This is a genomic window from Microbispora sp. H10830 (assembly GCF_014161375.1).
Taxonomy (GTDB): domain Bacteria; phylum Actinomycetota; class Actinomycetes; order Streptosporangiales; family Streptosporangiaceae; genus Microbispora; species Microbispora catharanthi.
In genome coordinates, this window is the sequence record NZ_JABBWX010000027.1 from 1 (window position 1) to 22,870 (window position 22,870).

A 22,870-nucleotide genomic window follows, 5' to 3' on the forward strand; every position below is an offset into this window, starting at 1 on the left:
GAACGTCGAGGTTCTCTCCAGCGACGGCATGTCGATCGAGATGAGGGACACCGACGAGGACGTCTTCCGCGCGGCGGAGGAGCTCGGCATCGACCTGTCCCGGCGTCCCCACGAGGGCGCGATGACCATCGACGAAGTCTGAGACAGGGCGGACCGGCCACGGGCGGTCACTCGTACGCGAGGCCGCTCTACCGGTGCGGGCCGTTCTCAGAGGGGCGGCCAGTTGTGCAGAGCGGCGTCGGCGATCTCCTGGAGTTCGTCGCGGCCGACGCCGCTCGCGGTTTGCCGGTCACGCCTCGCTGTGGTCGTGGGGAGATTTCCAACGGATCTGCCTGACCTGCACTGACGCAGGCGACGAGGCGTTGATCGAACGGGCCGAGGCCGGCGAGGCCCGTCAATCGCCGCTGGAGGTGATCTTGCCGGTGCACGCCGACCTGGCGATCCCGGACGAGCGGATCGGCGGGCTGCTGCGCGACACGATCGGGATAAGCGGCCAGCTCAATGAGCTTCTCGGCCGCCGCCCGGGGGCGTGGTGACCGGGCCCGCGGTGACGGGTGCGGTGACGACCGGGTCGGCGATGAAGTCGCGCATCCAGTGGAAGCTGGCCTTCGGCGTGCGCACCTGGGTGTCGTAGTCCACGTGCACCAGGCCGAACCTGGCGGAGTAGCCGCGGGCCCACTCGAAGTTGTCCATCAGCGACCAGCAGAAGTAACCCCGCACGTCCGCGCCCGCCTCCATCGCGTCGCGGGTCGCGGCCAGGTGGTCGCGCAGGTAGTCGACGCGCCCGCTGTCTTCGAGCACGCCGTCGTCGCCGTACCCGTTCTCGGTGATGTAGACGGGCGGCAGGTCCGGATAGCGGGAGGTCAGCCCGACGAGGGTCTCGTACAGCCCCTCGGGCTCCACCACCCAGCCCAGCCCGCTGGTGCGCGCGTCCTCCGGCGTGACGGTGCGCACGCCCAGGTCGAACGCCGAGCGCCGGGCGGGGTCGGCCTCCTCGTACGGCGCGGCCTCCACGTGCAGGCGGTAGTAGTAGTTCACCCCGAGGAAGTCCACCGGCGCGCCGATGATGTCCAGATCACCGTCTTGCCGGAAGGAGAAGTCGGTGATCCGGCCGAACGTCTCGGCCATGTCGGCGGCGTAGTCCCCGCCGAAGAGCGGTTCGGTGAACTGCCGGTTGACCAGCAGGTCCATCCGCCGCGCGGCCCGGACGTCCTGCGGTGAGGTGGTCACCGGCACTGTCGGCGACATGTTGAGCGTCACCCCGATCTGCTGATCGGGTCTGGCCAGCTCCCGCAGGCGGGCGACGGCCAGGCCGTGGCCGAGCAGCAGGTGGTGGGCCGCGGCCAGCGCGCCGTGCCCCTCCTTGGCCCCGGGGGCGTGCCGGCCCTCGCCGTAGCCGACGATGGCCGAGCAGTACGGCTCGTTGAGCGTGATCCAGTTCGAGACCGACTCGCCGAGGGCGTCGTACATGACCTCGGCGTAGTCGGCGAAGCGCTCGGCGGTGTCGCGGACTCGCCAGCCCCCGCGGTCCTCCAGCGCCTGCGGCAGGTCCCAGTGGTAGAGGGTCACGTACGGCTCGATGCCGCCCTCGCGCAGGGCGTCCACGAGCCGCCGGTAGAAGTCGAGCCCGCGCCGGTTCACCGGTCCACGGCCGTCGGGCAGCACCCGCGGCCAGGCCACAGAGAATCGGTAGGCCCCCGCCCCCAGGTCTTTCATGAGATCGACATCCTCTTGCCAGCGGTGATAGTGGTCGCAGGCGAACTCGCCCGACTCGCCCCGTGCCACCGCGCCGGGCACCCGGCAGAAGGTGTCCCATATCGAAGGCCCCCGGCCGTCGGTGTCGACGGCCCCCTCGATCTGGTACGCCGCGGTGGCCGTGCCCCACACGAAGCCGGCGGGAAAGGTCCGCGGCCGGGTGAGGCTTTCCTCGATCGCCGTCATCCCTTGATCGCCCCTGACATGATTCCTCCAATGATCTGCCGGCCCAGGGCCGCGAAGACGGCCACGACGGGCACGGTCGCAAGCACCGTGCCGGTGAGCACGAGCGCGTAGTCGGTCGTGTAACCGCTGGCCAGCGAGGAGAGCGCGACCTGCACGGTCGGGTTCTCCGGGGTGAGGACCACCAACGGCCAGAAGAAGTCGTTCCATGCCTGCATGAACGTGAACAGCCCGAGCACGGCCGCGGCCGGCCGCGCCGCGGGCACCACCACGTGCCAGAACAGGCGCAAGGTGGAGCAGCCGTCGATCCGTCCGGCCTCCAGGAGTTCGTCCGGCACCGCGCTCGACAGGTACTGCGTCATGAAGAAGACGCCGAACGCCGTGACCAGGCCGGGCACGATCACCGCCTCCAGTCGACCGGTCCAGCCGAGCTCCGCCATGAGGATGTAGAGCGGGATGATCCCGAGCTGGTGCGGCACGGTGGTGGTAGCGATGGCCATGACCAGCAGCGACGTCCGGCCCCGGAAGCGGAGCTTGGCGAAGGCGAACCCGGCCAGCGTGGAGAACAGCACGACCGAGACGGTGACCGAGCCGGAGACGATGAAGGAGTTGAGCATCGCCTTACCGAACGCGGTCGTGTCGAAGACCCGCGCGATGTTCTCGAACAGGTGCCCGCCGGGCGTCAGGACGGGAGGCACGCGGGCGATGGCGTCGTTGTCGTGCGACGCCACGATGAGCGACCAGTAGACGGGGAACAGGGAGCCGAGCAGGACGGCGACCAGCGCCGCATAGGTCCAGAACCCGGCCGAGCGGCGCCCGCTGTGGGAGCGGGCCGCCCGCGAGCGGGGCACGCGCGCCTGCCGGGGCGCCTCGGTGATGATCGTCGTCACGTCAGCTTCTCCTGATCCGGCGGGTGACCGAGTAGTTGACCAGCGCCATGACCACGATGATCAGGCACAGGGTCCATGCGATGGCCGAGGCGTAGCCGAACTTGTACAGGCTGAACCCCTGCTCGTAGAGGTAGAGGCCGACGGTCTGGAACTGTCGGTCCGAGCCTCCCGTCGGGTTGCCCGTGCCGGCTTGGAACAGCAGCGGCTCGGCGATGATCTGGAAGCCGCCGATGGTGGACACGACGGCGGTGAAGATGATCGTCGGTCGCAGCATCGGGATCGTGATCTTCCGGAACTGGGTGAACTGGCCGGCCCCGTCCAGCGTCGCGGCCTCGTACAGATGGTCGGGGATCGTCTGCATGGCGGCCAGGTAGATCAGCGCGTTGTAGCCGGTCCACCGCCAGATGACGATGAGCGAGATGGCGATGTGCGAGGACAGGGTGCCCGCCTGCCAGTCAACCGGTTCGAGCCCCACCAGATCGAGCGCCCAGTTGACCATGCCGAAGTCGCGGCCGAAGAGCTGGGCGAAGATGATCGTGACGGCGACGATGGACGTCACGTTGGGCAGCAGCACGCCCATCCGGAAGAACGTGCGGGCACGCAGGCTGCGGTTGAGCATGTGCGCGATGAACAGGGCCGCGAGCAGCTGCGGCACGGTGGACAGCAGCCAGATGCTGACGGTGTTGAACAGCGCGTTCCAGAAGTAGTCGTCGGTAAGCAGTTCGGCGTAGTTCGCCAGCCCCACCCAGTGCCGGGTGGGCTCCAGCAGGTTCCAGTTCGTGAGCGAGACGTACGCGGTGTACAGCAGCGGGAACATCCCCACCGCACCGAACAGCAGGAAGAACGGGGCGATGTAGAAGTACGGCGAGCCCTTGACGTCGAGCTGGTAGGCCCAGCGGCGCCGCGGCCCGGATCGTGCGAGGGTCATGGATCCATCCCGGGGGAAGGGGTGACGGCGGGCCCTGACCTCCCGCCGTCACCCGGCTTGGCTGGGCGGCTACTGCTCGATGCGCGCGACGTCCTTGAGCATCTGCTCCCAGGCCTGCGGACCGTCCTGCTTGCCCTCCTCCACCCGGTTGATCGCGTCGCGGATGGCGGTCTGGATGTCGCCGGCCCGCGGCCCCTGGTACTGCGGCTTCAGGTTCAGCGCGGCGGTGGTGAAGACCTGCCCGACCGGGGCGTCGTTGAAGAAGGCGTTCTTCAGGTTCTTGACCTCGGGCTTCTCGTACGTCGCCACGGTCGAGGGCAGGATGCCGTGCGCCTTGAACACCTCGATCTGCTGCTCGGGAGCCGTCAGCCAGGTGATCAGGTCCACCGCCTCCTTCACGTGCTTGCTCTGCGCCGGAACCGTCAGGTAGGAGCCGCCCCAATTGCCGCCGCCGCCGGGGATGGCCGCGATGTCCCACTTGCCGGCGAATGCCTTGGCCTGGTCCTGGATCTTCGCGAGCATCCAGGCGGGACAGGCGACGGTGGCGAACTGGCTCTTAGCGAAACCGGTGTTCCACGCCGGGGAGCTGCCCACCAGCTTGGCCGACTCGCCGTCGGCCACGGCCTTGAGCACCTCGTCGTACGCCGAGCGGACCGCCGGGTTGGAGGCGACGATCACCTGGTCGGAGGTGTCGTAGTAGCCGGTTTCGGCCTGTCCGATCATGGCGTTGAAGATCTGCGCGGCGCCGTCGAAGAAGCCGGCGCCCGCCGGCTTGTTCGCGGTGTACTTCTTGCCGGCCTCGAAGTACGACGCCCAGTCCGGCCAGAGCTTGCTCACCTCGTCGCGCTCGGTGGGCAGGCCGGCCTTCTCGAACAGGTCCCGCCGGTAGCACATGGCCAGACCGCCGACGTCCGTCCCGTATCCGATCTGGGCCCCGTTCTTGGCCACCGACGCCTGCCACTTCCACGGCAACCACCGGTCCTTCAGCCCGTCGGCGCCATGCTTGCGCAGGTCGACGAAGCGCTCCGGCTGCGCCCTGAACTGGGCGATGAAGCCGGTGTCGATGCCCTCCACGTCCGCCGCGCCGCTGCCCGTCGCCAGATGCGCGGCCAGGTTGCGGTGGTGGTCGTTGTACGCCGAAGTACGCTCGACGATCTTGATGTTCGGATGGGCGGCCTCGTACTTGGCGTACAACTCCTTGAACCCCATGTTTCCGAACAGGTTCAGGGTGAGGGTGATGTGGCCGTCGCCGGACGAGCCGGACGAGCCGCCGCAGCCGGCGGTGAGCACGCCGACGGCGAGCACACCCACGAGCAGACGAAGTTTCGCAGCAGACACCGTGAACTCCTTGGCAGGGAGAAGGGGGGTGGCTGCGAGATGCGACGGTCGAGCCGTGGCAACGAGAAGAATCGACCGATACGCCCGCCATAAGACATAACAGCAGCACGCGATGTCAAATCACGAAAACGTAACGCCGATGAAATCTCCGGCCACCTTGACAGACTTCCCCGAGATTGCGTAATTTCCTCGAAACCGGTTACATGAAACCGGTTGCAGCGAGATGCGATAGCGTTCGATCCGTGGCAACGATCAGAGAGCTGGCACGCCTGTGCGGCGTGTCCCCGGCAACCGTCTCCCGCGTTTTCAACAATCCGGAGGTAGTGAACGCGAAGACCAGGACACAGGTTCTGCGGGCGGCGCGTCAGATCGGTTACCTGCCCAACGAGTCGGCCCGCACGCTGGCCACCAAGAAGTCCTTCATGGTCGGCCTGGTATGGGACACCGACCACCGCCGCCCCGGCTGGCGGCACCCGTTCTTCCAGGAAATCCTCATCGGCCTGAAGACGGCGCTCAGCGGGCGCGGCTATCACCTCCTCATGCTCGCCACCAGCGGGGACATGAACGGAGAGCGGACCGACGACGCCTTCGTGCGCGCCGTGCGCAGGCACAACCTCGACGGCGTGGTGATGATCGACAGCGGCATCTGGGATCCCTCACTGCGGCGGCTGTCCGAATCGGGCGTCCCGTGCGTCAGCCTCGACCGTCCCGTCGAGGGTTCCCGCGCCACGTACGTGACCTCGGACAACGCGGGCGGCGCCCGCCTGGCCGTACGGCACCTGCACGAGCAGGGGCGCCGGGCCATCGCCACGATCACCGGCCCCGCGCACACCCGACCGGGCGCCGAGCGCCTGCGGGGCTACCAGGACGAGATGTCCCGGCTGGGGCTGCCCCGCCGGCCCGAGTTCGTGGTCGAGGGCGACTTCTACCTGTCGGGCGGCCACGCCGCGATGCGCCGCCTGCTGCAGGCCGACAACCGGCCCGACGCCGTGTTCGTCGCGGGCGACGAGATGGCCGTCGGCGCGCTGCGCGCGATCGGCGAGGCCGGTCTGAAGGTGCCCGAGGACATCGCTCTTGTCGGGTTCGACGACATCGAGGTGGCCGCGCTCGTGCCGCCGGGCCTGACGACCGTCGCGCAGGACAAGGCCGGGTTCGGCACCGCCGCCGCGGAGGCGGTGGTCTCGATGATCAACGATGCGGACGCCCCGCCGCCCCGGATCCTGCCGACGACACTCGTCGTGCGCGGCTCCAGCACGCCCCCGCTGTGAGACACGGGCGAGTGCCGCCACATCGGGTCAGCGGGCGGCGCCGGGGACGCGAAGCCGGTCGACGGCCTCGCGGCGGCGCCGCTCGGGCCGCCGGTCGTAGCGCGCGGTGGTGGCGGGGGAGGCGTGGCCCACCAGGGCCTGGGTGGTGGCGAGGTCGACCCCGGCGTCGAGCAGTTCGCCGATGAACGTGCGCCGGAAGTCGTGCGGCGTACGGGGGGACGCCCCGGCGGCGGCCAGACGCCGGGAGACGATGTCGGCGATGGCCTGGCCGGTCATGTGGGCCAGCCGCAGCCGCCCGCCCTTGTTGATGGGGCAGAACAGGGGGCCCGTCGCCCGGCCGCGTACGGCGAGCCAGAGGTCGAGGCGTTCGACGGCTTCCGCGGTCAGGTAGACCAGCCGTTCCTTGTCGCCCTTGCCGCGCACCCGCAGGGAGCGCGCGTGGGGATCGAAGTCGGCCAGGGTGAGCCCGGCGATCTCGGCGCGGCGGCAGCCGGTGGAGTAGAGCGCCGCCAGCATCGCGCCGTCGCGGCGGCCGGCGGGGGAGTGGTCGCCGTCGCACACCTCGAGCGTGGCCGCCAGCGCCTCGGCCTCGACGTGCCGTCCCGCCGGGACGCGGGTGTGCTTGTAGGCGGGCAGGTCGGCGGCCCGCTGGTAGTCCTCGCCGCTCATCAGGCCGAGCCGCCACGCCTCCTTCAGCACGCGGCGCAGGGCGACCAGGTGCTTGTTGACGTGGGAGGGCGACCAGCCCTGCTCCCGCATCAGCGTCCGCAGCCGGATGGTGTGCTCGTAGCGGAGCAGTTCCCAGGGCTGGCCGGCGCCGGTCGCCTCCGGGTCGCCGGTGATGAGGCGGGCGACGCGGTCGAGACAGCCCTTCATCGTGCGCTTGGACTCGGGGCTCTGCAGCGCGTCGAGATACACCTGGTAAGGATCGCGCTCTGGCCGTGCGGGGGTGTTCCGCTCGGGGACGGCGGGGGTGTTCATCGCCTCGATCCTACTATGAATCTACATTGTAAAGGCGGGCGGTCGATCCAAGATCATTTACGCTACCGATCAAACCCTCGACGACAATGAGGGAACCATGCGAATCGGGATTCTCGGGCCGTTGCGGGTGACCGGCACCCAGATCAGGGGCGCGCGCCTGCGCGTGCTGCTGATTCGGCTCGCTCTGGAGCCCGGCAGGGTGGTCACCACCGAGAGACTCGCCGACGACCTCTGGGAGGAGCCGCCGGCGAACCCGGCGGCGGCCCTGCACTCCCTGGTGTCGCGGCTCCGTCGTGAGCTGCGGGAGGGACTGTCGGGTGCCGTGGTGTCGCATCCGGCCGGTTACCTGCTCGACGTCCCGCCACAGGAGGTGGACGCGGCGGAGTTCGAACACCTGGTGCGCGCGGGCCGGGCCGAGCGCGATCCCCGGCATGCCGCCGACTTCCTGCGGTCCGCCCTGTCGCTCTGGCGCGGTGCGGCGCTCGCCGACGCGGCGGACCTGCCGTTCGCGCGGGCGGCGGCGGCGCGCCTGGAGGAGTTGCGCCTTTCCGCACTGGAGGCCCGGGTGACGGCCGATCTCGCCGTGGCGGACGCGGGGGCGGCCGGAGCGCTGGTGGCGGAGCTGGAGGAGCTCGTCGCCGCGCACCCACTGCGAGAGCCGTTCCACGCCCTGCTGATGCGAGCGCTGCGCGCGGCGGGGCGACGCGGGGACGCGCTGGACACGTTCGAACGCGTCAGGCGGCGGCTGGCGGACGAGCTGGGCGTCGATCCCGGACCGGAACTGCGCGCGGCACACCTTGAGGCGCTGCGCGACCCGCCCGCGGCGCCGGCCTCACCGCAGCGGGCCGTACGGGGGAACGTGCCGGCGCCGGTGACGAGGCTGGTCGGGCGGCGAGAGGACGTGGGACGGGTGCGGAGCCTGCTGTCGGCCGCACGGCTGGTCACGCTCACCGGACCGGGCGGCGCGGGCAAGACCAGGCTGGCGGTGGAGGTCGCGGGCGGGCTCACCGCCGCATCGGGCGTGTGGCTGGTCGAGCTGGCCTCTGCCGGTGATCCGGCGGACGTGGCCGCCGCCGTGCGGGCGACCATACCCCCGGCCACGCCCGAGCCGGACGGGGACGTCACCACGCGGCCGGCCGCCTCGCCGCTCGACGCGCTGGCGGAGGCGCTGGCAGGCCGGGAGCTCGTGCTCGTGCTGGACAACTGCGAGCACGTGGTGGACGGCGCGGCGGCGGTGGCGGAGCGGTTGCTGGCGGGGGTGCCGGGGCTGCGGATCCTGGCGACCAGCCGGGAGCCGCTGGACGTCCCCGGCGAGCATCTCCATCCGGTGCGGCCGCTGGCGCTGCCCGGCGACGGGGTGGACGCGGCGCGGGCGCTGGAGTTCCCGGCGGTGGCGTTGTTCGCGGAGCGGGCGTCGGCGGCGCGTCCGGGGTTCGCCGTGGACGACTCCGTGGTGGCCGACGTGGTCGCGGTGTGCCGGGAGCTGGACGGCCTGCCGCTCGCGATCGAGCTGGCGGCGGCCCGGCTGCGGTCGTTCACGGTGCGGCAGCTCGCCGAGGCGGTGGGGGAACGGCTGACGCTGCGCGGCGGCCGTACGGCGGGGCCGCGGCACCGGACGCTGCGGGCGGTTATCGACTGGAGCTGGGGTCTGCTGTCGCCGGGGGAGCGCGTGGCGTTGCGCCGGTTGTCGGTGTTCACGGGCGGGGCGACGGCGGAGGCGGCGCTGCGGGTGTGCGGGGCCGACCTGGAGACGGTGGCCTGTCTGGCGGACAAGTCGCTGGTCGTGGTGGCCGAGCCGGACGGGCCTGCCGACCGGGCCGCGCGGGTGCGTTACCGGCTGCTGGAGACCGTCCGGGCGTACGCGGCCGAGCGGCTGGAGGAGGCGGGCGAGGCGCGGGCCGTGCGGGACCGGCATCTGGGCTTCTTCCTCGAGACGGCGGAGGAGTCCGAGCCCGGGTTGCGTACGGCCGATCAGCTTCGCCTGCTGGCGATGCTGGACGCCGAGCGGGGAAACCTCGACGCGGCGCTGGGCCACGCCGTGCGGACCGGGCAGGAATGGCGGGCGCTGCGGCTGTTCACGGCCAGGTTGTGGGCGTGGACGGTGCGGGGACGGGGCGACGAGGCGGCCGGGTGGGCGCGGGCGATCCGGGCGGTGCTGGGTGATGCCGCGCCGCCCGGGCTGGAGCTGTCGCACACGTTGTGCGCGCTGCTGGCGTCCGAGGGGCCGTACGCGTCGCCGGAGGCGCTGCGTGTGGTCGAGGAGTCGGGCCATCCCGTGGCGTTGTGGGCCTGGATCGTGGGGGTCAGGCCTTCGGGCGGGGGCGTGGAGCACTGGCGCAGGGCGCTTGCGGCGATGCGGGCGTTCGGCGATCACGAGGACCCGTGGGCGCGGGCGACGGCGCTGCTGATGGGTGGGATCGGGGAGTTCGAGTACGGCAGGGCGGGGGCGGGGGCGGCCGAGGCGTGGTTGCGGGAGGCGCTGACGGGCTACCGCGCGCTCGGGGAGCGGTGGGGGCTGTCGCTGACGCTGTACTGGTTGTCGCTGGCGGCGGAGAACCGGGACGACGCGGCGGAGGCGCTGACGCTGCTGGAGGAGGCGGCGGAGCTGGCGGGGTTGATCGGCGGGGTGGACGCGGTTCCCGTCCCGTTGATGCTGCGGGTGCGGCTGGCCCAGTTGCGCGCCCGTACGGGTGACCTGGCGGGGGCGGAGCGGGAGCTGGCGCGGGCCGGCGAGGTGGCCGGCCGTACGGGGGATCGGGTGGCGGCGGCGCGGGTGCGGCAGGCCGCCGGGGAGTTGGCGCGGCGGCGGGGGGCGCTCGGCGAGGCGGAGGGCCTGCTGGTGGAGGCGCTGGAGCTGGTCGGCGGGCAGGCGGGCGTGCCCGCGCAGTTCCTGGCCACGGTCCATGTCGAGCTGGCGCGGGTGCGGGCGGGGCGTGGTGACCGCGAGGCGGCGTGGCGGTCGTTGCGTTCGGCGCTGGAGTCGTCGGGGCGCGCGGGTGACGAGACGGTGCGGGCGATGGTGCTGGAGGCGGTCGCGGAGTGGTGCGCCGGGGGCGGAGACCTGTCGCGTGCCGCGCTGCTCGCGGGTGCGGCGCGGTCGCTGCGGGGATTGGAACTTACGTCGCGTGTCCGGAGCAGCGGCTGAGGTTCGTCAGGGCAGTTGCGCGCGCACCCATCGAGGGTCGGGGTTGACGTGCGGCTCGCCCGCAACCACCACGGTCGGCACCGTCTCGTCGCCGCCGGTGGCGGCCCGGACCGCCGCGGCGCCGTCCGGGTCGCGCCAGATGTCGACCCAGTGCATCCGGTAGGCGTGGCGGCCGAGCCGCGTGCGCAACCGCAGGCAGTAGCGGCAGCCGGGGCGCCAGTAGACGATCGGGCGGCCGTCGGTCTCGCTGCGGCGCTGCGCCTCCGCCGCGCTGACGGACCTCGGGAAGACGAGTGGGGACAGCAGGGCTGCGGCCAGCAGGAAGATCAGGAGCAGCGTGACGGCGGCGCCGGGGAGCCCCTTGGTGACCTGCCGCGCCGCCGCGGCGAGCCCGACGGCCACGAAGAGGATCGGCAGCATCCATCGGCGCAGCATGGCGATCACGCTAGCGCACCGGTCCGTGGTGCCGGCGGTGGAGGTGGGCGACCGCGTAGAGCAGTCACGCGTCCGCGCCGGACTGGATCAGGCGAGCAACCGGTCGACCAGCCCGTCGAGGTATTCGGGGGTGAGCGGGCCCGCGTCGAACAGGACGCGCATGTAGATCGGCGCCAGGAGATGGTCCAGCACCTCCAGTGCGTCGGGCGGGTCCTCGCCGCGGTCGCGGGCGCGGTCGAGCATGGCCTGCAACTGTCTGGTGCGGTCGGCCAGGAGCTCGTCGCGCGCCTGAAGGCCCTGCTGACCCTCGCCTGACAGCGCGATGGTCAGCCGCACCACCGCCAGGCCGTCGGGTCCGGTGACCTCGCGGGCCACGATGGCGGCGTAGGTGCGCAGGTCGCCGGCCAGGCTGCCGGTGTCAGGCATCGGCGCCTGCGCGTTGAGCCGGGTCAGCAGCACATCGCTGAGCAGGGCTTGGAGGTTGCCCCACCGGCGGTAGAGGCTGGTGTCGGCCACGCCCGCGCGGGCCGCGATTTCGCCGATGGTGAAGTTTCCGTAGCCGCGCTCGCTGACCAGGTCGGTAACGGCCTGGTGCACCGCTGCGCGGACCCGGGCGCTGCGCCCGCCGGGCCGCCTGGCCCGCCCCTGCTCGTCCATACCTCCACCTTAACGCAGTCGAGACTTGCGTTAGAGTCTCTGTTAACGCAGTCGGTGACTGCTTTTAGGAGGGATGTGTGTGAAAGCGTTGCTCACTCTGACCTGCGCAGGTCAGTTCATGGTGCTGCTCGACAACACGATCGTCGGCGCCGCCCTGCCCGACATGCAGCAGCGGCTCCACACCGGGCTGACCGGCCTGCAGTGGATCGTCGACGCCTACGTGCTGCTGGTGGCCATGCTGCTGCTGTCGGGCGGCGTCTTCGCCGACCGGTTCGGCCGCAGGCGGGTGTTCCTGGCCGGGGTGGTGGTGTTCACGGCCGCGTCGGTGGTGTGTTCGCTCGCGCCTTCGATCGGCTGGCTGATCGTCGGGCGGGTGTTGCAGGGTGTGGGGGCCGCGGCGCTGAGCCCCGCCTCGCTGGCGCTGCTCGCCGCCGCGTATCCCGCCCCGGGGGAGCGCGTCAGAGCGATCGGGTTGTGGGCCGGGTTCAGCGGCATCGGCCTGGCCGCCGGACCGCTGGCGGGCGGGATCCTGGTGGAGGCCTTCGGCTGGCCCGCCATCTTCCTGGTCAATGTGCCCATCGGGGCGGTCCTGCTGCTGGCCGGGCTGCGCGTGCTGGGGGAGTCCCGCAACCCGGGCGCGCCGCCGATCGACGTCCCCGGCACGGTCCTGTCCGTCGCGGGCGTGGGCGCTGTGACCTACGGCCTGATCGAGGGCGGTTCCCGAGGCTGGACCTCGCCGGTGATCCTGGGCAGCTTCGCCGCCGGGCTGGTGCTCCTGGCCGCGTTCGTCGTGGTCGAAGGTCGTGTGTCGACGCCGATGCTGCCGCTGCGGCTGTTTCGTCAGCGGCTGTTCACGGTGTCCAACACGGCGATGGTCGTGGTCGGGTTCGCGCTGATGGGGTCGTCGTTCTTCTTCTCCCAGTTCTTCGTCTATGTCCAGGGCACTTCGATCCTGGTCGCCGGGCTGCGGACCCTGCCCACCTCGCTGGCCATGGTGATCGTCAGCCCGTACGCGGGCCGGTTCGCGGCCAGGTACGGCTTCCGCGTCGTCGTCAGCATCGGCCTGGCCCTGGCCGGGCTGGGGCTGCTGGCGCTGGACTCCGTCCACGCCGATACCGGCTACGGGAACGTGTGGTGGCGGCTGGCGGTCGTCGGCATCGGGTTCGCTCTCACCATGTCGCCGCTGACCGGGGCCGCCATCCAGGCGGTCAGCCCGCAGGAGGGCGGCCTCGCCTCGGGCGTCAGCAGCACCACCCGGCAGATCGGCGCGGTGCTCGGAGTGGCGGTGCTCGGGGTGATCGTCCACGCGCGGGAGTCCGGCGGCGCCTCCTTCGAATCCGGCCTCAACAGCGCCTTCCTCACGGCGGGTGCTGTAACGCTGGCCTGCGCCGTATTCACCGGCCTGCGGCTGACCGCGGCCCGGACGCCGAGGGCCTTCCAGGTCGAACAGTCAGGAGGCCAAGCAGTCGGTGAGCCGCTGCTGACAGCCCCTCCCCGTCGGCCCCCGTCTTGAGCCGCTCATCGCCAAGACCCTGCACATCCGCGCCTGGCCGACGAGCCCGGCGGTCGGCCGCGGCGACTGATCGTTTCGTTACTGCTTGTCGCGCGCGGCGGATCGTTTGGCGATCTCGGTCTTGACCGTCTCGTGCAACTCGTCCGACGTGAAGCCGAGGTTGCGCAGGATCTGCGCGGCCAGGCTCTCCTCGGCGCGGATCAGGCCCAGCAGCGTGTGTTCCGTGCCGACCCAGTCGTGACCGAGGTCGGCGGACGCGCGGGATGCCTGCTCGACGGCCTCCTTGCTCTCCTGCCGGAACGCGATGTGACCCCGCAACGCCTTCTGCCCGGCTGGCGGCATCGCTTCCTCGATCGCGTCGCGGATGCGTTGCTCCGACTCGGTTTTCGCCATCAGCACCTCGTACGCCAGGCCCCGCGGTTCGCCGAGCAGGCCGAGCAGGATGTGTTCGGTGCCGATGAAGTCGTGCTTGTGCGTTCGGGCGGCCTCCTGCGCCAGCACGATGCTGTGCCGGTTCAGGTCGGTGAACCGCTCGAACGCCTTGGGCGCGTGGCGTTGCTGGGCCGCCTGTTTGGACACCCCGATGGCGTCGCCGACCTCGCTCCACGACGCGCCGGCCTGCCTGGCCTTGCGGACGTAGTGGTCGACGAGTTGGTCACCGAGGTCGGAAAGGGTTTGGGCACGTAGGTGCGCCTCGCTGATGCGGGCCAGGTTGTCGGCGTCGGGGGTTTCCTCGTCGAGGCGGGCGATCAGGTCGGCGAGGCTGATGTTGAGTGGGCTCATGCGTCAACCGTAGATTGACGATTCTCTGTTCGTCAAGCTGTAGTTGACGGACGTTCCGGATGTGCTCGGCAGGGCCCGCGAACTCGTCGTCCGGCGGGGGGCCGACGCCGAGCAGGTAGTCCGCCCGCCCGCTTGTCGGCGTACTACTCGGGGTGCACCGAGCGAAATCGATCCTGAGACGGTGAATCCTTTCGCGGTGTGGGGGGCTCTTATGGGATGACGGTCACGCTGGGAGGGAGATTCGGATGAGTGACGTCGTGATGCCGGCTGTGCGGCAGGCACTGTTCACGACCTCGTTCCGGCGGCAAGGGCGGGGACGTGGCTGACCGCGGCTGGGTGAGCACGCGGCTCATCGAGGCCGCACAGGCCGGTGATCGAGAGTCGATCGCTGCGGTGGTCCATGGTGCCCATTCTCATGTCCGGCGCTTTGCGGAACATCTTTGTGCGTCCCCGCAGGATGCTGAGGATGCCGCGCAGGAAGCGCTGATCATCCTCTACCGGAAGATCGGCTCACTCCGCGCTACCGGGGCACTGGCATCGTGGATGTTCCGAATCGTCCGGAATGAGTGCCTGCGACGGGCTCGGCTGCTGTTCGATCGCTATGACGAGGCCGGCGCTGGTCTGGTGACGTCGGCCGAGGAGCAGGTCATCCGGCGTCTGGAAGCCGAGATCGTCGCGCAGGCGATCAGGGAGCTGCCGGACGTTCAGCGCAGAGTCCTGATCATGCGGGACGTCCTGGGCTACCCGGGGCGGGTAGTCGCAGACAAGCTCGGCCTGAGCAACGCCGCGATGAAGTCCCAGCTGCACCGGGCACGTAGCGCGGTGCGGCTCGGCCTGGGCGGAAGGACCGACGTCACGGGCGGCCGCACGACCCCGGAACCCACTGGCGCCTGACCTGAGCAGACCGTATTTCCGTAGCCCGAGTTGAAGAGGAGCTCCACCATGCTTGAAATCGGATCGCCCGCGCCCGACGTCGTGCTCGAGGACACCGACGGCCAGGCCGTCCGCCTGTCCGACTACCAGGGCAATCATGCTGTGCTCATCTACTTCATGCGGTCGACGTCTTGCCCGGTCTGTAACCGACACGTCCACGACCTCATCCGGCGCCGCGACGAGCTCGCTGCCGGCAACGTCCGAGTGCTTGTCGCGGTTCCCGAGGACCGCCGAGCAGCGGCCGAGTGGAAGGCCAGGCGTCAGATCCCGTTCCCCGTCCTCACCGGCCGCCACAGCACCCCGCACGAGATGATCGGCCTGAGCAGAAAGGTCTTCGGCTCGCTGCAGCAGTCAGGCAGCATCCTCCTTGATTCCCAGGGCGTCATCCGCCACGCCCACAGCGCCACCATGCCCACCAACGGCTACCACAGGAAGGCGATCACCGCCGCCGTCCAGGCCCTCCCCACACACGGCTGATCTACATCAGGGCGGCTTTTTCGAGGCCGGGTAGCGCCTCTGCGGGAGGCGACAGCCCGATCAAACAGCCAAGAACGAAAGACCGTCGATGCCCCGCTAGTTGCCGATCTTGTCGAGCTCGGCGAGTTCCTCGTCGGAGAGCGAGAGTCCGGCGCCGGCGACGTTCTCGTGCAGATGCGCCACCGACGAGGTGCCGGGAATCAGCAGGATGTTCGGCGACCGCTGCAGCAGCCAGGCCAGGGCGACAGACATCGGCGTCGCATCCAGCCGGGCGGCTACGGCCGACAGCGCCGAGGACTGCAGGGGGCTGAAGCCGCCGAGCGGGAAGAAGGGCACGTAGGCGATGCCCTCTTCGGCGAGCTCGTCGATCAGGGCGTCGTCCTGGCGGTAGGCGAGGTTGTACATGTTCTGCACGCATACGATCGGCGCGATCGCCTGTGCCTCGGCGACCTGTTCCGGCGTCGCGTTGCTGACTCCGAGGTGGCGGATCAGGCCCTGCTGCTGGAGTTCGGCGAGCGTCTCGAAGGGCTCGGCGAGCGAACCGGGCTGGGGTCCCCGGGCGTCCCCGAGCCGGAGGTTGACCAGGTCGAGCACCTCGAGGCCGAGGGTTTCGAGGTTCTCGTGGACGGCGCGGCGCAGGTCTTCGGGCTTACGGGCCGGGGGCCAGCCTCCCTGCTCGTCGCGGATCGCACCGACCTTGGTCACGATGTGCAGCGATTCCGGGTATGGGTGCAGCGCTTCACGGATCAGCTGGTTGGTGACGCGCGGTCCGTAGGCGTCGGCGGTGTCGATGTGGGTGATACCGAGGTCGACGACCTCGCGGAGGACTGCGAGTGCGCTGTCGTGGTCGGCGGGCGGGCCCATGACCCCGGGGCCTGCGAGCTGCATGGCGCCGTAGCCGAACCGGGTGACGGTCAGGTCACCCAGGGTCCAGGTGCCGCCGGGAAGCGAAGTGGAGAGCGTGCTCATGCCTCTGTCTTTCTTGGTTGAGCTGGATGGTGGTGCCTCAACGGCCCCTTGCTGCAGTATGGATAGGTAACTTCCTGACGGGAAGTAGGCACTTCGGAGTGCGTAAGGCGTCCAGAGGTTAGAGGAGCGGCAGATGGCGACGATGACGGCGGCCCAGCAGAAGGCACAGGCCAAGGCGGAGTACAACGCCTTCGTGGCGGCCTGCCCCAGTCGCAAGCTGCTCGACCGGATCTCCGACAAATGGGTCACGCTGATCCTGGCCGCGCTGGGCAGCGACGGCTCGCATCAGCTAGGCGCCGACTGCGCCGGGGAACCCCGGTCGATGCGCTTCTCGGAGCTGTCCCGCCTGCTGGCCGGCGTCAGTCAGAAGATGCTCACTCAGACGCTGCGCTCCCTGGAGCGTGACGGGCTGATCACCCGCACCGTGACGCCGACCGTGCCCGTCACGGTCTCCTACGAGCTGACCGACCTCGGTCTGTCCCTGCATCAAATGATGCGTGGTCTCAAGGCCTGGGCCGAGACGCACATGGATGATGTGCTCGCCAACCGTGCGACGTACGACACCCGCACCGCCTGAGCCGCCGTCACACATCGGCGGTTGAGAAGCAGGCGGGAGCCTGCCCATGCCGATGGCCTCGTCCCGGCACGAGAAGCCGGACGATGGCCGGCGCATGGGCCCCGGGTGTCAGCGGTCGAGGCGGCGGTAGCGGCGGACCGACAGCGGGAGGAAGACCGCGATGAGCAGCAGCGGCCAGCCCAGGGCCATGACCGCGGCGTGCTCGGCGATCCAGGTGGTGCCGCCCGCGCCGGGGTTGCCGAACAGATCGCGGGTGGCGGCCATGGTGGCCGACAGGGGGTTCCACTCGGCGACCGCCGCGAGCCAGCCGGGCATGGTGCCGGTCCAGGCGAAGGCGCTGGACAGGAAGCCGATGGGCCACACGAGGATCTGGACGGCCATGACGGCTTCCGGGCCGCCGAGGCTCAGCCCGAGGTAGATGCCGACCCACAGGAACGCGAAGCGCAGCAGCAACAGCAGTCCGACGGCGAGGGCCGCGCGGACGGGGCCTTCGTGCCAGCGCCAGCCGACGGCCAGGCCGCAGGCGATCATGACGAGGAGGCCGAGGACGGTGTTGAGCATGTCCGCGACGCTGCGACCCAGGACGACGGCGGAGGAGGCGATGGGCAGGGAGCGGAAACGGTCGGTGACGCCCTTGGCGGCGTCGCGGGCGACGGCGGTGAAGGTGGCCTCGATGCCGAAGAGCATGGTCATGGCGTACATGCCGGGCATGAGGTATTCGCGGTAGTCGCCGCCGCCCGGTACGGCCATGCCGCCGCCGAACACATAGCCGAACATCAGCACGATCATGACGGGGAACAGCAGGCCGGCCACGACCTGGCCGGGTTTGCGGGCCCAGTGGGTGAGGTCGCGCAGGGTGACGGTCCAGCCGTCGGTGAGGGCCCAGCGCAGCCGCGCGGCGGCGGTGCGGGGGACCTCGGGTGCGGTGACGGTCATACTCATGCCGCGGCTCCCTTTCTCGTGCCGTTCTCCGTGCTGTTCTCCGTGCCGGTCAGGTGGAGGAAGACCTCGTCCAGGGTGGGCCGTCGCACGGCGATGTCCTCGACGGTGATGCCTGCGGCGTCGAGGGCGCGCAGGACCTCGGGGAGCGCGGCGGACCGGTCGCGCACGGGTGCGCCGACGCGGCGGGAGTCGGCGTCCACGTCGACGGACACATCACCCCGGGCGCCGGTAACCCGGCCGGCGATCGCGGCGGCGGCGGGCAGGTCGGCGGTGTGGCGCACGACGACGTCGAGGCGGTCGCCGCCGAGCGCGGACTTCAGCTCGTCGGGGGAACCCTCGGCGACGACGCGGCCGGCGTCGACGACCGAGACGTGGGAGGCCAGCTGGTCGGCCTCCTCCAGGTATTGGGTGGTGAGGAGCACGGTGGTGCCCTCGGTGACGAGGTTGCGGACGGCCTCCCACACCTCGGTGCGGCCGCGCGGGTCCAGGCCGGTGGTGGGCTCGTCGAGGAACAGCACCGGCGGGGAGCAGATCATGCCGACCGCCAGGTCGAGGCGGCGGCGCATGCCACCGGAGTAGTGCCCGACGGGTTTGGTCCCGGTGTCGGCAAGGCCGAACCGGGCGAGCAGCTCGTCGGCACGGGCGCGGGCCGCGGCCGGGCGCAGGTGGTGGAGGCGGCCGAACATGACGAGGTTCTGCCTGCCGCTGAGAACCTCGTCGAGGGCGGCGTGCTGGCCGACCAGGCCGATGCCGCGGCGTACGTCGGCGGCCTGCCGTACGACGTCGAAGCCGGCGACCCGGGCCGTGCCGCCGTCGGGGCGCAACAGCGTGGTGAGAATCCGGACGGCGGTGGTCTTGCCGGCGCCGTTCGGCCCGAGCAGGCCGTGCACCGTGCCCTCGCCGACGGCCAGGTCGACGCCGTCGAGGGCGAGGGTGTGCCCATATCGCTTGCGCAGCCCTTCGGCCGCGATCGCGTACGTCATCGTGATTCCTCCCGAGACTTCGGTACGCTGTACCGTACAGCATACGGAATCAGGGTGCGCATAGAATTCGCAGGCGATGACGGAGTACAGCTCGCAGGGAGACCCGGCGCGGAGTCTGGCCCTGCTGTGGCGCACGGGCGAGCGGACCGGGCGCAAGGGCAAGCCGGAGATCGGGGTCGACAAGATCGTGCGCGCGGCGATCGAGGTCGCCGACGCCGAGGGCCTGGCCGCGCTGTCCATGCGCAAGGTCGCCGAACAGCTCGGGGTGGGGACGATGTCCCTGTACACCTACGTCCCGGGCAAGGCCGAGCTGATCGACGTCATGCTCGACACCGCGTACGGCGAGCTGCCCGCGCCCGCGGAGGTGCCGGGCGGCTGGCGGGGCAGGCTGGAGCTGATCGCGCGGGAGAACCTGGCGCTCTACCGGCGGCACCCGTGGATGCTGCAGGTGTCGTCGGTCACCCGGCCCCCCCTGGGCCCCAACCTCATCGCCAAGTACGACTACGAGTTGCGGGCGGTCGACGGCATCGGCCTGGACGACCTCGAGATGGACTCGGTCGTCACGTTGCTGAACGGCTACGTGAGCGGCACGGCGCGGGGCGCGGTGGAGGCGGCGCAGGCGCCGGGCGACACGGGCGTCACCGACGAGCAGTGGTGGTACGCGCACGCGCCCTACCTGGCCAAGGTGTTCGACCCCCGGCGTCACCCGGTCGCCGCCCGGGTGGGTGCGGCGGCGGGTGAGGCGTACAACGCGGCCTACGACCCCGACCAGGCCTTCGAGTTCGGCCTGCAGCGCGTGCTCGACGGCATCGAGGCGTTCGTCGCCGCCCGCACCGCCGGGTGACGCGCTGTTCAAAGAGTCGGTAGGCCCGGCGGCGGATCCGCGCGTGCCTGCGTGACTACACCCTCGAGTCCGGGGAACCTGCCCTGGCGGAGTCCGCACAGCGGCGCGAAGGGGACGGAGGCACGGCGATGGCGACCACCGCGGGCGAGGCCCGGGCCGGCGTGACGCCGGTCAGTCTGCGGCTGCCGGGCATCGTGCTCGGGGTGGGACTCGGCGGCTTCGTCGACGGCATCCTGCTGCACCAGCTTCTGCAGTGGCATCACATGCTGAGCAGCACCGACAGCGACCGCATCGGGGTGAAGTACTACAACCCCCGCACCGTCTCCGGGCTGGAGATGAACACCGTGTGGGACGGCGTCTTCCACGCCGTGTGCTGGCTCGCGGTGCTCATCGGCCTCGCGATCCTGTACTCCAGGGTCACCCGCGACCGGCGCCGGGTGTGGACCTCGCGGGTGCTGTGGGGGTGGATCCTGGCCGGCTGGGGGATCTTCAATCTCGTCGAAGGCGTCCTGGACCACCACATCCTGGCCATCCACCACGTCCACGGCGGTCCCCACCAGCTCTGGTGGGACATCGGTTTCCTCGTCCTGGGCGCGCTGCTGCTCGCCGGGGGCTACCTGCTCGCGCGCAGCGGCCGGTCCTTCGACCCGGCCGAGCTCCCGGCTGAGACCCCGGCGTGACGGACCCCGCGTGATCAGTCACGACGTGATGGACCACAGCTTGATGGGTCACGGCACGCACTCCGCGGGTCTGTCCGGCGTGCTGCCGCCGGTCCTCGCCCTGCTCGCCTATCTGCACCTGGTCCAGCGAGCGCGCCGCCGCAACCCGGTCGTGGGCTGGAGCCGGTGGCGTACGGCCGGCTTCGCCACCGGGCTCGCGCTGGTGGTCGTGGCGCTCCTGCCGCCCCTCGCGTCCTTCGCCCACGCCGACTTCCGCGGCCACATGGTCCAGCACATGCTCATCGGCATGTACGCCCCGCTCGCCCTGGTGCTCGGCGCCCCGGTCACCCTGCTGCTGCGGACCCTGCCCGCCGCCGGCGCGCGACGGCTGTCCGCCGTCGTGCACAGCCGTCCCGGCCGGCTGCTGACCCATCCGGCGACCGCCCTGCTGCTGTCCACCGGCGGCCTCGTCGTGCTCTACTTCACCCCGCTCTACAACGCGGCCACGGCCCTGCCCGCCGGGCACTGGCTGCTGCACGCGCACTTCCTGCTGTCGGGCTGCCTGTTCGCGCACGTCATCGCCGGTCCCGACCCCGCGCCCGCGCGGCCGGGCGTCCGGGCCCGCCTGGTCTACCTCGGCTGCGCCATCGCCGTGCACGCGGTCGTCGCACAGCTGATGTACGGCGGCTTCTGGGTGGACGTCCACGCGCCCATCCCCGAGGTCCGGGGCGGCGCGGAGATCATGTACTACGGCGGCGACATCGCCGAACTCCTCCTCGCGGCCGCCCTCGTCTCCACCTGGCGTCCGGAACGCCGGTCCCGGCCCGTCGCCGGCCGGGCCGTACGGGCCTGAAACGCACCGGCCTGCCGCCGCGATGCGGGGCAGGCCGGTGACAGTGCGGGCCGATGTAGGGGAGTGCGACGGCGTCAGGCGCGGCTCGCCACTCGCGTGAGGAGCGGCTGGACCAGACGGGCCGCCAGGGGACCGAAGGCCGCCAGGATCAGGACGTACGTCGCCGCCAGCGCGCCCAGGTCGGGATGGGCGCCGGCGGCCACCGCCAGCCCGGCGATGACGATGTTGAACTCACCGCGGGGGATGAGCGCGATGCCCGCGCGGACCCGTCCGGCGCGGGCGATGCCGGCCCGGCGCGCGGCATAGACGCCGGTCATCAGTTTGGTGGTCATCGTCACCAGCGCCAGGCCCGCGGCCAGGCCGGCTGCGGGCAGGATCTTGGTGGGGTCGGTCTGCAGGCCGAAGAACACGAAGAAGACCGCGGCGAACAGGTCGCGCAGCGGCGCGAGCAGCGCCTGGGCGTCTTCGGCCAGCTCGCCCGACAGCGCGATGCCGACGAGGAACGCCCCGACCGCGGCCGACACCTGCAACTGCTGGGCCAGCCCGGCCACCAGCAGCGCCAGCCCGACCACCTTGAGCACGAGCACTTCGGAGTTGGGGCTGGCGACGAACGCCTCGATGTAGCGGCCGAAGCGCAGCGCGACCAGCAGGACCACGCTCACCGCGGCGAGTGCGATGGCCACGGTGACCGCCCCGGCGACCAGGCTCAGGCCCGCCAGCATGGCGGTCAGGACCGGCAGGTAGACCGCCATCGTGAGGTCCTCGAACACCAGCAGCGACAGCACCACCGGGGTCTCCCGGTTGCCGATCCAGCCCAGGTCGGACAGGACCTTCGCGGTGATGCCGGAGGAGGTGGCGTAGGTGACGCCGGCCATGGCGACGGCGGCGACCGGCCCCCAGCCGAGGAGCAGCGCCAAGACCGCGCCGGGCGCCGCGTTGAGCACGAGGTCGACCAGTCCGGCGCGGGCGTTGCCCTTGAGGCTGGTCATCAGCTCGTCGGCGTTGTATTCCAGGCCGAGGGTGAGCAGCAGCAGGATGACGCCCAATTCGGCGCCGGTGGCGGTGAACTCCTCGCTGGTGGCCAGCGGGAGGATGCCACCGGTGCCGAAGGCGAGGCCCGCGATGAGGTAGAGGGGGATGGGGGAGATGCCGACGCGCAGCGCCAGTGCTCCGAGGATGCCGAGTCCGAGGACGACGGCGCCGAATTCCAGGAAAAGTATGGCGGTATTGTGCACGCGCTGCCCTCAGCCGCTGGCGAAGATGTCGGCGACGGCGGCGGTGCTGTCCTCGCTGCCCACCACGACCACGATGTCGTCCCCGGTGAGGACGAAGTCGGGGGCGGGACTGGCGAACACGTTGGCGGCGCGGACGACGGCCACGATGGAGGCTCCGGTGCGGGTGCGCACCTGCGCCTCTCCCATGGGACGGCCGGTGTAGGGGGAGCCCGGCGCGATCGGCAGCTGGACGCTGACCAGTCCCTCGACCTCGCGGTGCAGGGCGTTGAGCCGCTGGACGATGCGGGGGGCGCCGAGCAGCTCGACGAGCGCGTCCGCCTCCTCGTCGTTGAGTTTCACTGTCTCGCAGGCCCTGTCGGGATCGTCGGGATCGTAGATCACCAGGTCGCGCCGCCCGGTGCGGTGGGAGACCACCCCGATGCGCCGTCCCGAGCGCGTGGTGAACTCGTGCCGCAACCCGATCCCCGGCAACACCGTCTGCTCGACATCCACGGCGCCGCTCCTCCGTTCCGATAAGTCAAC

23 protein-coding genes are annotated in these 22,870 nt (G+C 71.0%); 10 read left to right on the plus strand and 13 right to left on the minus strand.

Annotation, left to right across the window (positions count from 1 at the left end; all coding sequences use genetic code 11):
* Positions 1-362: 362 nt before the first annotated feature.
* Positions 363-536 (plus strand): hypothetical protein, encoded by a 174-nt coding sequence (locus HHX35_RS39800; RefSeq protein ID WP_182903768.1) that lies wholly within the window; start codon positions 363-365, stop codon positions 534-536.
* Here HHX35_RS39800 and HHX35_RS39805 read toward each other — a convergent pair.
* The 4 genes from HHX35_RS39805 to HHX35_RS39820 form a co-directional block, all read right to left on the minus strand.
* Positions 499-1,941, minus strand: a complete 1,443-nt coding sequence (locus HHX35_RS39805; RefSeq protein WP_182903769.1) for a GH1 family beta-glucosidase — start codon at positions 1,939-1,941, stop codon at positions 499-501. The two genes, HHX35_RS39800 and HHX35_RS39805, sit on opposite strands and share 38 nt — an antisense overlap.
* Positions 1,938-2,828, minus strand: coding sequence for a carbohydrate ABC transporter permease (locus tag HHX35_RS39810; protein ID WP_182903770.1), 891 nt, complete (start codon positions 2,826-2,828; stop codon positions 1,938-1,940). Before HHX35_RS39810 ends, HHX35_RS39805 begins: the two co-directional genes overlap by 4 nt.
* 1 nt (position 2,829) lies before the next feature.
* Complete coding sequence (locus HHX35_RS39815; protein WP_182903771.1) at positions 2,830-3,756, minus strand: carbohydrate ABC transporter permease; 927 nt, start codon at positions 3,754-3,756, stop codon at positions 2,830-2,832.
* Positions 3,757-3,825: 69 nt separating this feature from the next.
* Positions 3,826-5,094, minus strand: a complete 1,269-nt coding sequence (locus HHX35_RS39820) for an ABC transporter substrate-binding protein (protein ID WP_310739630.1) — start codon at positions 5,092-5,094, stop codon at positions 3,826-3,828.
* Positions 5,095-5,336: 242 nt separating this feature from the next.
* Between HHX35_RS39820 and HHX35_RS39825 the strand changes: the two genes are divergently transcribed.
* The gene (locus HHX35_RS39825; RefSeq protein ID WP_220506429.1) at positions 5,337-6,362 is read left to right on the plus strand and encodes a LacI family DNA-binding transcriptional regulator; all 1,026 of its coding nucleotides are present in this window, start codon (positions 5,337-5,339) and stop codon (positions 6,360-6,362) included.
* Between the two features lie 27 nt (positions 6,363-6,389).
* Here HHX35_RS39825 and HHX35_RS39830 read toward each other — a convergent pair whose 3' ends face one another.
* Positions 6,390-7,343, minus strand: coding sequence for a tyrosine-type recombinase/integrase (locus tag HHX35_RS39830; protein ID WP_182903773.1), 954 nt, complete (start codon positions 7,341-7,343; stop codon positions 6,390-6,392).
* 97 nt (positions 7,344-7,440) lie between these two features.
* Here HHX35_RS39830 and HHX35_RS39835 point away from each other — a divergent pair, with 97 nt between their 5' ends.
* Positions 7,441-10,488, plus strand: coding sequence for a BTAD domain-containing putative transcriptional regulator (locus HHX35_RS39835; protein WP_182903774.1), 3,048 nt, complete (start codon positions 7,441-7,443; stop codon positions 10,486-10,488).
* 6 nt (positions 10,489-10,494) lie between these two features.
* On the opposite strand, the gene HHX35_RS39840 is transcribed toward HHX35_RS39835, so the two are convergent.
* Positions 10,495-10,923 (minus strand): glutaredoxin domain-containing protein, encoded by a 429-nt coding sequence (locus HHX35_RS39840; protein ID WP_182903775.1) that lies wholly within the window; start codon positions 10,921-10,923, stop codon positions 10,495-10,497.
* 87 nt (positions 10,924-11,010) lie between these two features.
* Positions 11,011-11,580: a TetR/AcrR family transcriptional regulator gene (locus HHX35_RS39845; RefSeq protein WP_182903776.1), complete on the minus strand. Its 570-nt coding sequence runs from the start codon at positions 11,578-11,580 to the stop codon at positions 11,011-11,013.
* Positions 11,581-11,659: 79 nt separating this feature from the next.
* Between HHX35_RS39845 and HHX35_RS39850 the strand changes: the two genes are divergently transcribed.
* Positions 11,660-13,093, plus strand: coding sequence for a DHA2 family efflux MFS transporter permease subunit (locus HHX35_RS39850; protein WP_220506430.1), 1,434 nt, complete (start codon positions 11,660-11,662; stop codon positions 13,091-13,093).
* Positions 13,094-13,171: 78 nt separating this feature from the next.
* Here the strand turns inward: HHX35_RS39850 and HHX35_RS39855 are convergent, their stop codons facing one another.
* Positions 13,172-13,876, minus strand: a complete 705-nt coding sequence (locus tag HHX35_RS39855) for a Clp protease N-terminal domain-containing protein (RefSeq protein ID WP_182903778.1) — start codon at positions 13,874-13,876, stop codon at positions 13,172-13,174.
* 318 nt (positions 13,877-14,194) lie between these two features.
* Between HHX35_RS39855 and HHX35_RS39860 the strand changes: the two genes are divergently transcribed.
* Together HHX35_RS39860 and HHX35_RS39865 are read left to right on the plus strand one after the other, a co-directional pair.
* Entirely contained in the window at positions 14,195-14,770 is a 576-nt protein-coding gene (locus HHX35_RS39860) for an RNA polymerase sigma factor (RefSeq protein WP_182903779.1), read from the plus strand.
* Between the two features lie 48 nt (positions 14,771-14,818).
* Entirely contained in the window at positions 14,819-15,286 is a 468-nt protein-coding gene (locus tag HHX35_RS39865) for a peroxiredoxin (protein WP_182903780.1), read from the plus strand.
* A 96-nt stretch (positions 15,287-15,382) separates the two neighbouring features.
* On the opposite strand, the gene HHX35_RS39870 is transcribed toward HHX35_RS39865, so the two are convergent.
* Positions 15,383-16,255: an aldo/keto reductase family oxidoreductase gene (locus HHX35_RS39870; protein ID WP_182903781.1), complete on the minus strand. Its 873-nt coding sequence runs from the start codon at positions 16,253-16,255 to the stop codon at positions 15,383-15,385.
* 133 nt (positions 16,256-16,388) lie between these two features.
* Between HHX35_RS39870 and HHX35_RS39875 the strand changes: the two genes are divergently transcribed.
* Positions 16,389-16,832 carry a helix-turn-helix domain-containing protein gene (locus HHX35_RS39875; RefSeq protein WP_182903782.1) on the plus strand — a complete coding sequence of 148 codons (444 nt, stop codon included), beginning with the start codon at positions 16,389-16,391 and terminating at the stop codon, positions 16,830-16,832.
* Positions 16,833-16,940: 108 nt separating this feature from the next.
* Here HHX35_RS39875 and HHX35_RS39880 read toward each other — a convergent pair whose 3' ends face one another.
* Together HHX35_RS39880 and HHX35_RS39885 are read right to left on the minus strand one after the other, a co-directional pair.
* Positions 16,941-17,774, minus strand: a complete 834-nt coding sequence (locus HHX35_RS39880) for an ABC transporter permease (protein ID WP_182903783.1) — start codon at positions 17,772-17,774, stop codon at positions 16,941-16,943.
* Positions 17,771-18,757, minus strand: coding sequence for an ATP-binding cassette domain-containing protein (locus HHX35_RS39885; RefSeq protein ID WP_182903784.1), 987 nt, complete (start codon positions 18,755-18,757; stop codon positions 17,771-17,773). Before HHX35_RS39885 ends, HHX35_RS39880 begins: the two co-directional genes overlap by 4 nt.
* Before the next feature lie 76 nt (positions 18,758-18,833).
* Here HHX35_RS39885 and HHX35_RS39890 point away from each other — a divergent pair, with 76 nt between their 5' ends.
* The 3 genes from HHX35_RS39890 to HHX35_RS39900 all read left to right on the plus strand — a co-directional run bounded on the left by HHX35_RS39890 (position 18,834) and on the right by HHX35_RS39900 (position 21,113).
* Positions 18,834-19,601 carry a TetR/AcrR family transcriptional regulator gene (locus HHX35_RS39890; RefSeq protein WP_182903785.1) on the plus strand — a complete coding sequence of 256 codons (768 nt, stop codon included), beginning with the start codon at positions 18,834-18,836 and terminating at the stop codon, positions 19,599-19,601.
* Between the two features lie 128 nt (positions 19,602-19,729).
* The gene (locus tag HHX35_RS39895) at positions 19,730-20,281 is read left to right on the plus strand and encodes a DUF2243 domain-containing protein (protein WP_182903786.1); all 552 of its coding nucleotides are present in this window, start codon (positions 19,730-19,732) and stop codon (positions 20,279-20,281) included.
* 10 nt (positions 20,282-20,291) lie between these two features.
* Entirely contained in the window at positions 20,292-21,113 is an 822-nt protein-coding gene (locus tag HHX35_RS39900) for a cytochrome c oxidase assembly protein (RefSeq protein WP_310739631.1), read from the plus strand.
* 74 nt (positions 21,114-21,187) lie between these two features.
* On the opposite strand, the gene HHX35_RS39905 is transcribed toward HHX35_RS39900, so the two are convergent.
* Together HHX35_RS39905 and HHX35_RS39910 are read right to left on the minus strand one after the other, a co-directional pair.
* Entirely contained in the window at positions 21,188-22,348 is a 1,161-nt protein-coding gene (locus HHX35_RS39905) for a cation:proton antiporter (RefSeq protein WP_182903787.1), read from the minus strand.
* 9 nt (positions 22,349-22,357) lie between these two features.
* Positions 22,358-22,840 (minus strand): cation:proton antiporter regulatory subunit, encoded by a 483-nt coding sequence (locus tag HHX35_RS39910; protein WP_182903788.1) that lies wholly within the window; start codon positions 22,838-22,840, stop codon positions 22,358-22,360.
* Positions 22,841-22,870: the final 30 nt, after the last annotated feature.

Excerpts from the sequence above, each read along its gene's own strand:
- HHX35_RS39805 (WP_182903769.1), bottom strand. The coding sequence starts at position 1,941 with ATGACGGCGATCGAGGAAAGCCTCACCCGGCCGCGGACCTTTCCCGCC.
- HHX35_RS39815 (WP_182903771.1), bottom strand. The coding sequence starts at position 3,756 with ATGACCCTCGCACGATCCGGGCCGCGGCGCCGCTGGGCCTACCAGCTC.
- HHX35_RS39830 (WP_182903773.1), bottom strand. The coding sequence starts at position 7,343 with ATGAACACCCCCGCCGTCCCCGAGCGGAACACCCCCGCACGGCCAGAG.
- HHX35_RS39835 (WP_182903774.1), top strand. The coding sequence starts at position 7,441 with ATGCGAATCGGGATTCTCGGGCCGTTGCGGGTGACCGGCACCCAGATC.
- HHX35_RS39840 (WP_182903775.1), bottom strand. The coding sequence starts at position 10,923 with ATGCTGCGCCGATGGATGCTGCCGATCCTCTTCGTGGCCGTCGGGCTC.
- HHX35_RS39845 (WP_182903776.1), bottom strand. The coding sequence starts at position 11,580 with ATGGACGAGCAGGGGCGGGCCAGGCGGCCCGGCGGGCGCAGCGCCCGG.
- HHX35_RS39855 (WP_182903778.1), bottom strand. The coding sequence starts at position 13,876 with ATGAGCCCACTCAACATCAGCCTCGCCGACCTGATCGCCCGCCTCGAC.
- HHX35_RS39865 (WP_182903780.1), top strand. The coding sequence starts at position 14,819 with ATGCTTGAAATCGGATCGCCCGCGCCCGACGTCGTGCTCGAGGACACC.
- HHX35_RS39870 (WP_182903781.1), bottom strand. The coding sequence starts at position 16,255 with ATGAGCACGCTCTCCACTTCGCTTCCCGGCGGCACCTGGACCCTGGGT.
- HHX35_RS39875 (WP_182903782.1), top strand. The coding sequence starts at position 16,389 with ATGGCGACGATGACGGCGGCCCAGCAGAAGGCACAGGCCAAGGCGGAG.
- HHX35_RS39880 (WP_182903783.1), bottom strand. The coding sequence starts at position 17,774 with ATGAGTATGACCGTCACCGCACCCGAGGTCCCCCGCACCGCCGCCGCG.
- HHX35_RS39885 (WP_182903784.1), bottom strand. The coding sequence starts at position 18,757 with ATGACGTACGCGATCGCGGCCGAAGGGCTGCGCAAGCGATATGGGCAC.
- HHX35_RS39890 (WP_182903785.1), top strand. The coding sequence starts at position 18,834 with ATGACGGAGTACAGCTCGCAGGGAGACCCGGCGCGGAGTCTGGCCCTG.
- HHX35_RS39895 (WP_182903786.1), top strand. The coding sequence starts at position 19,730 with ATGGCGACCACCGCGGGCGAGGCCCGGGCCGGCGTGACGCCGGTCAGT.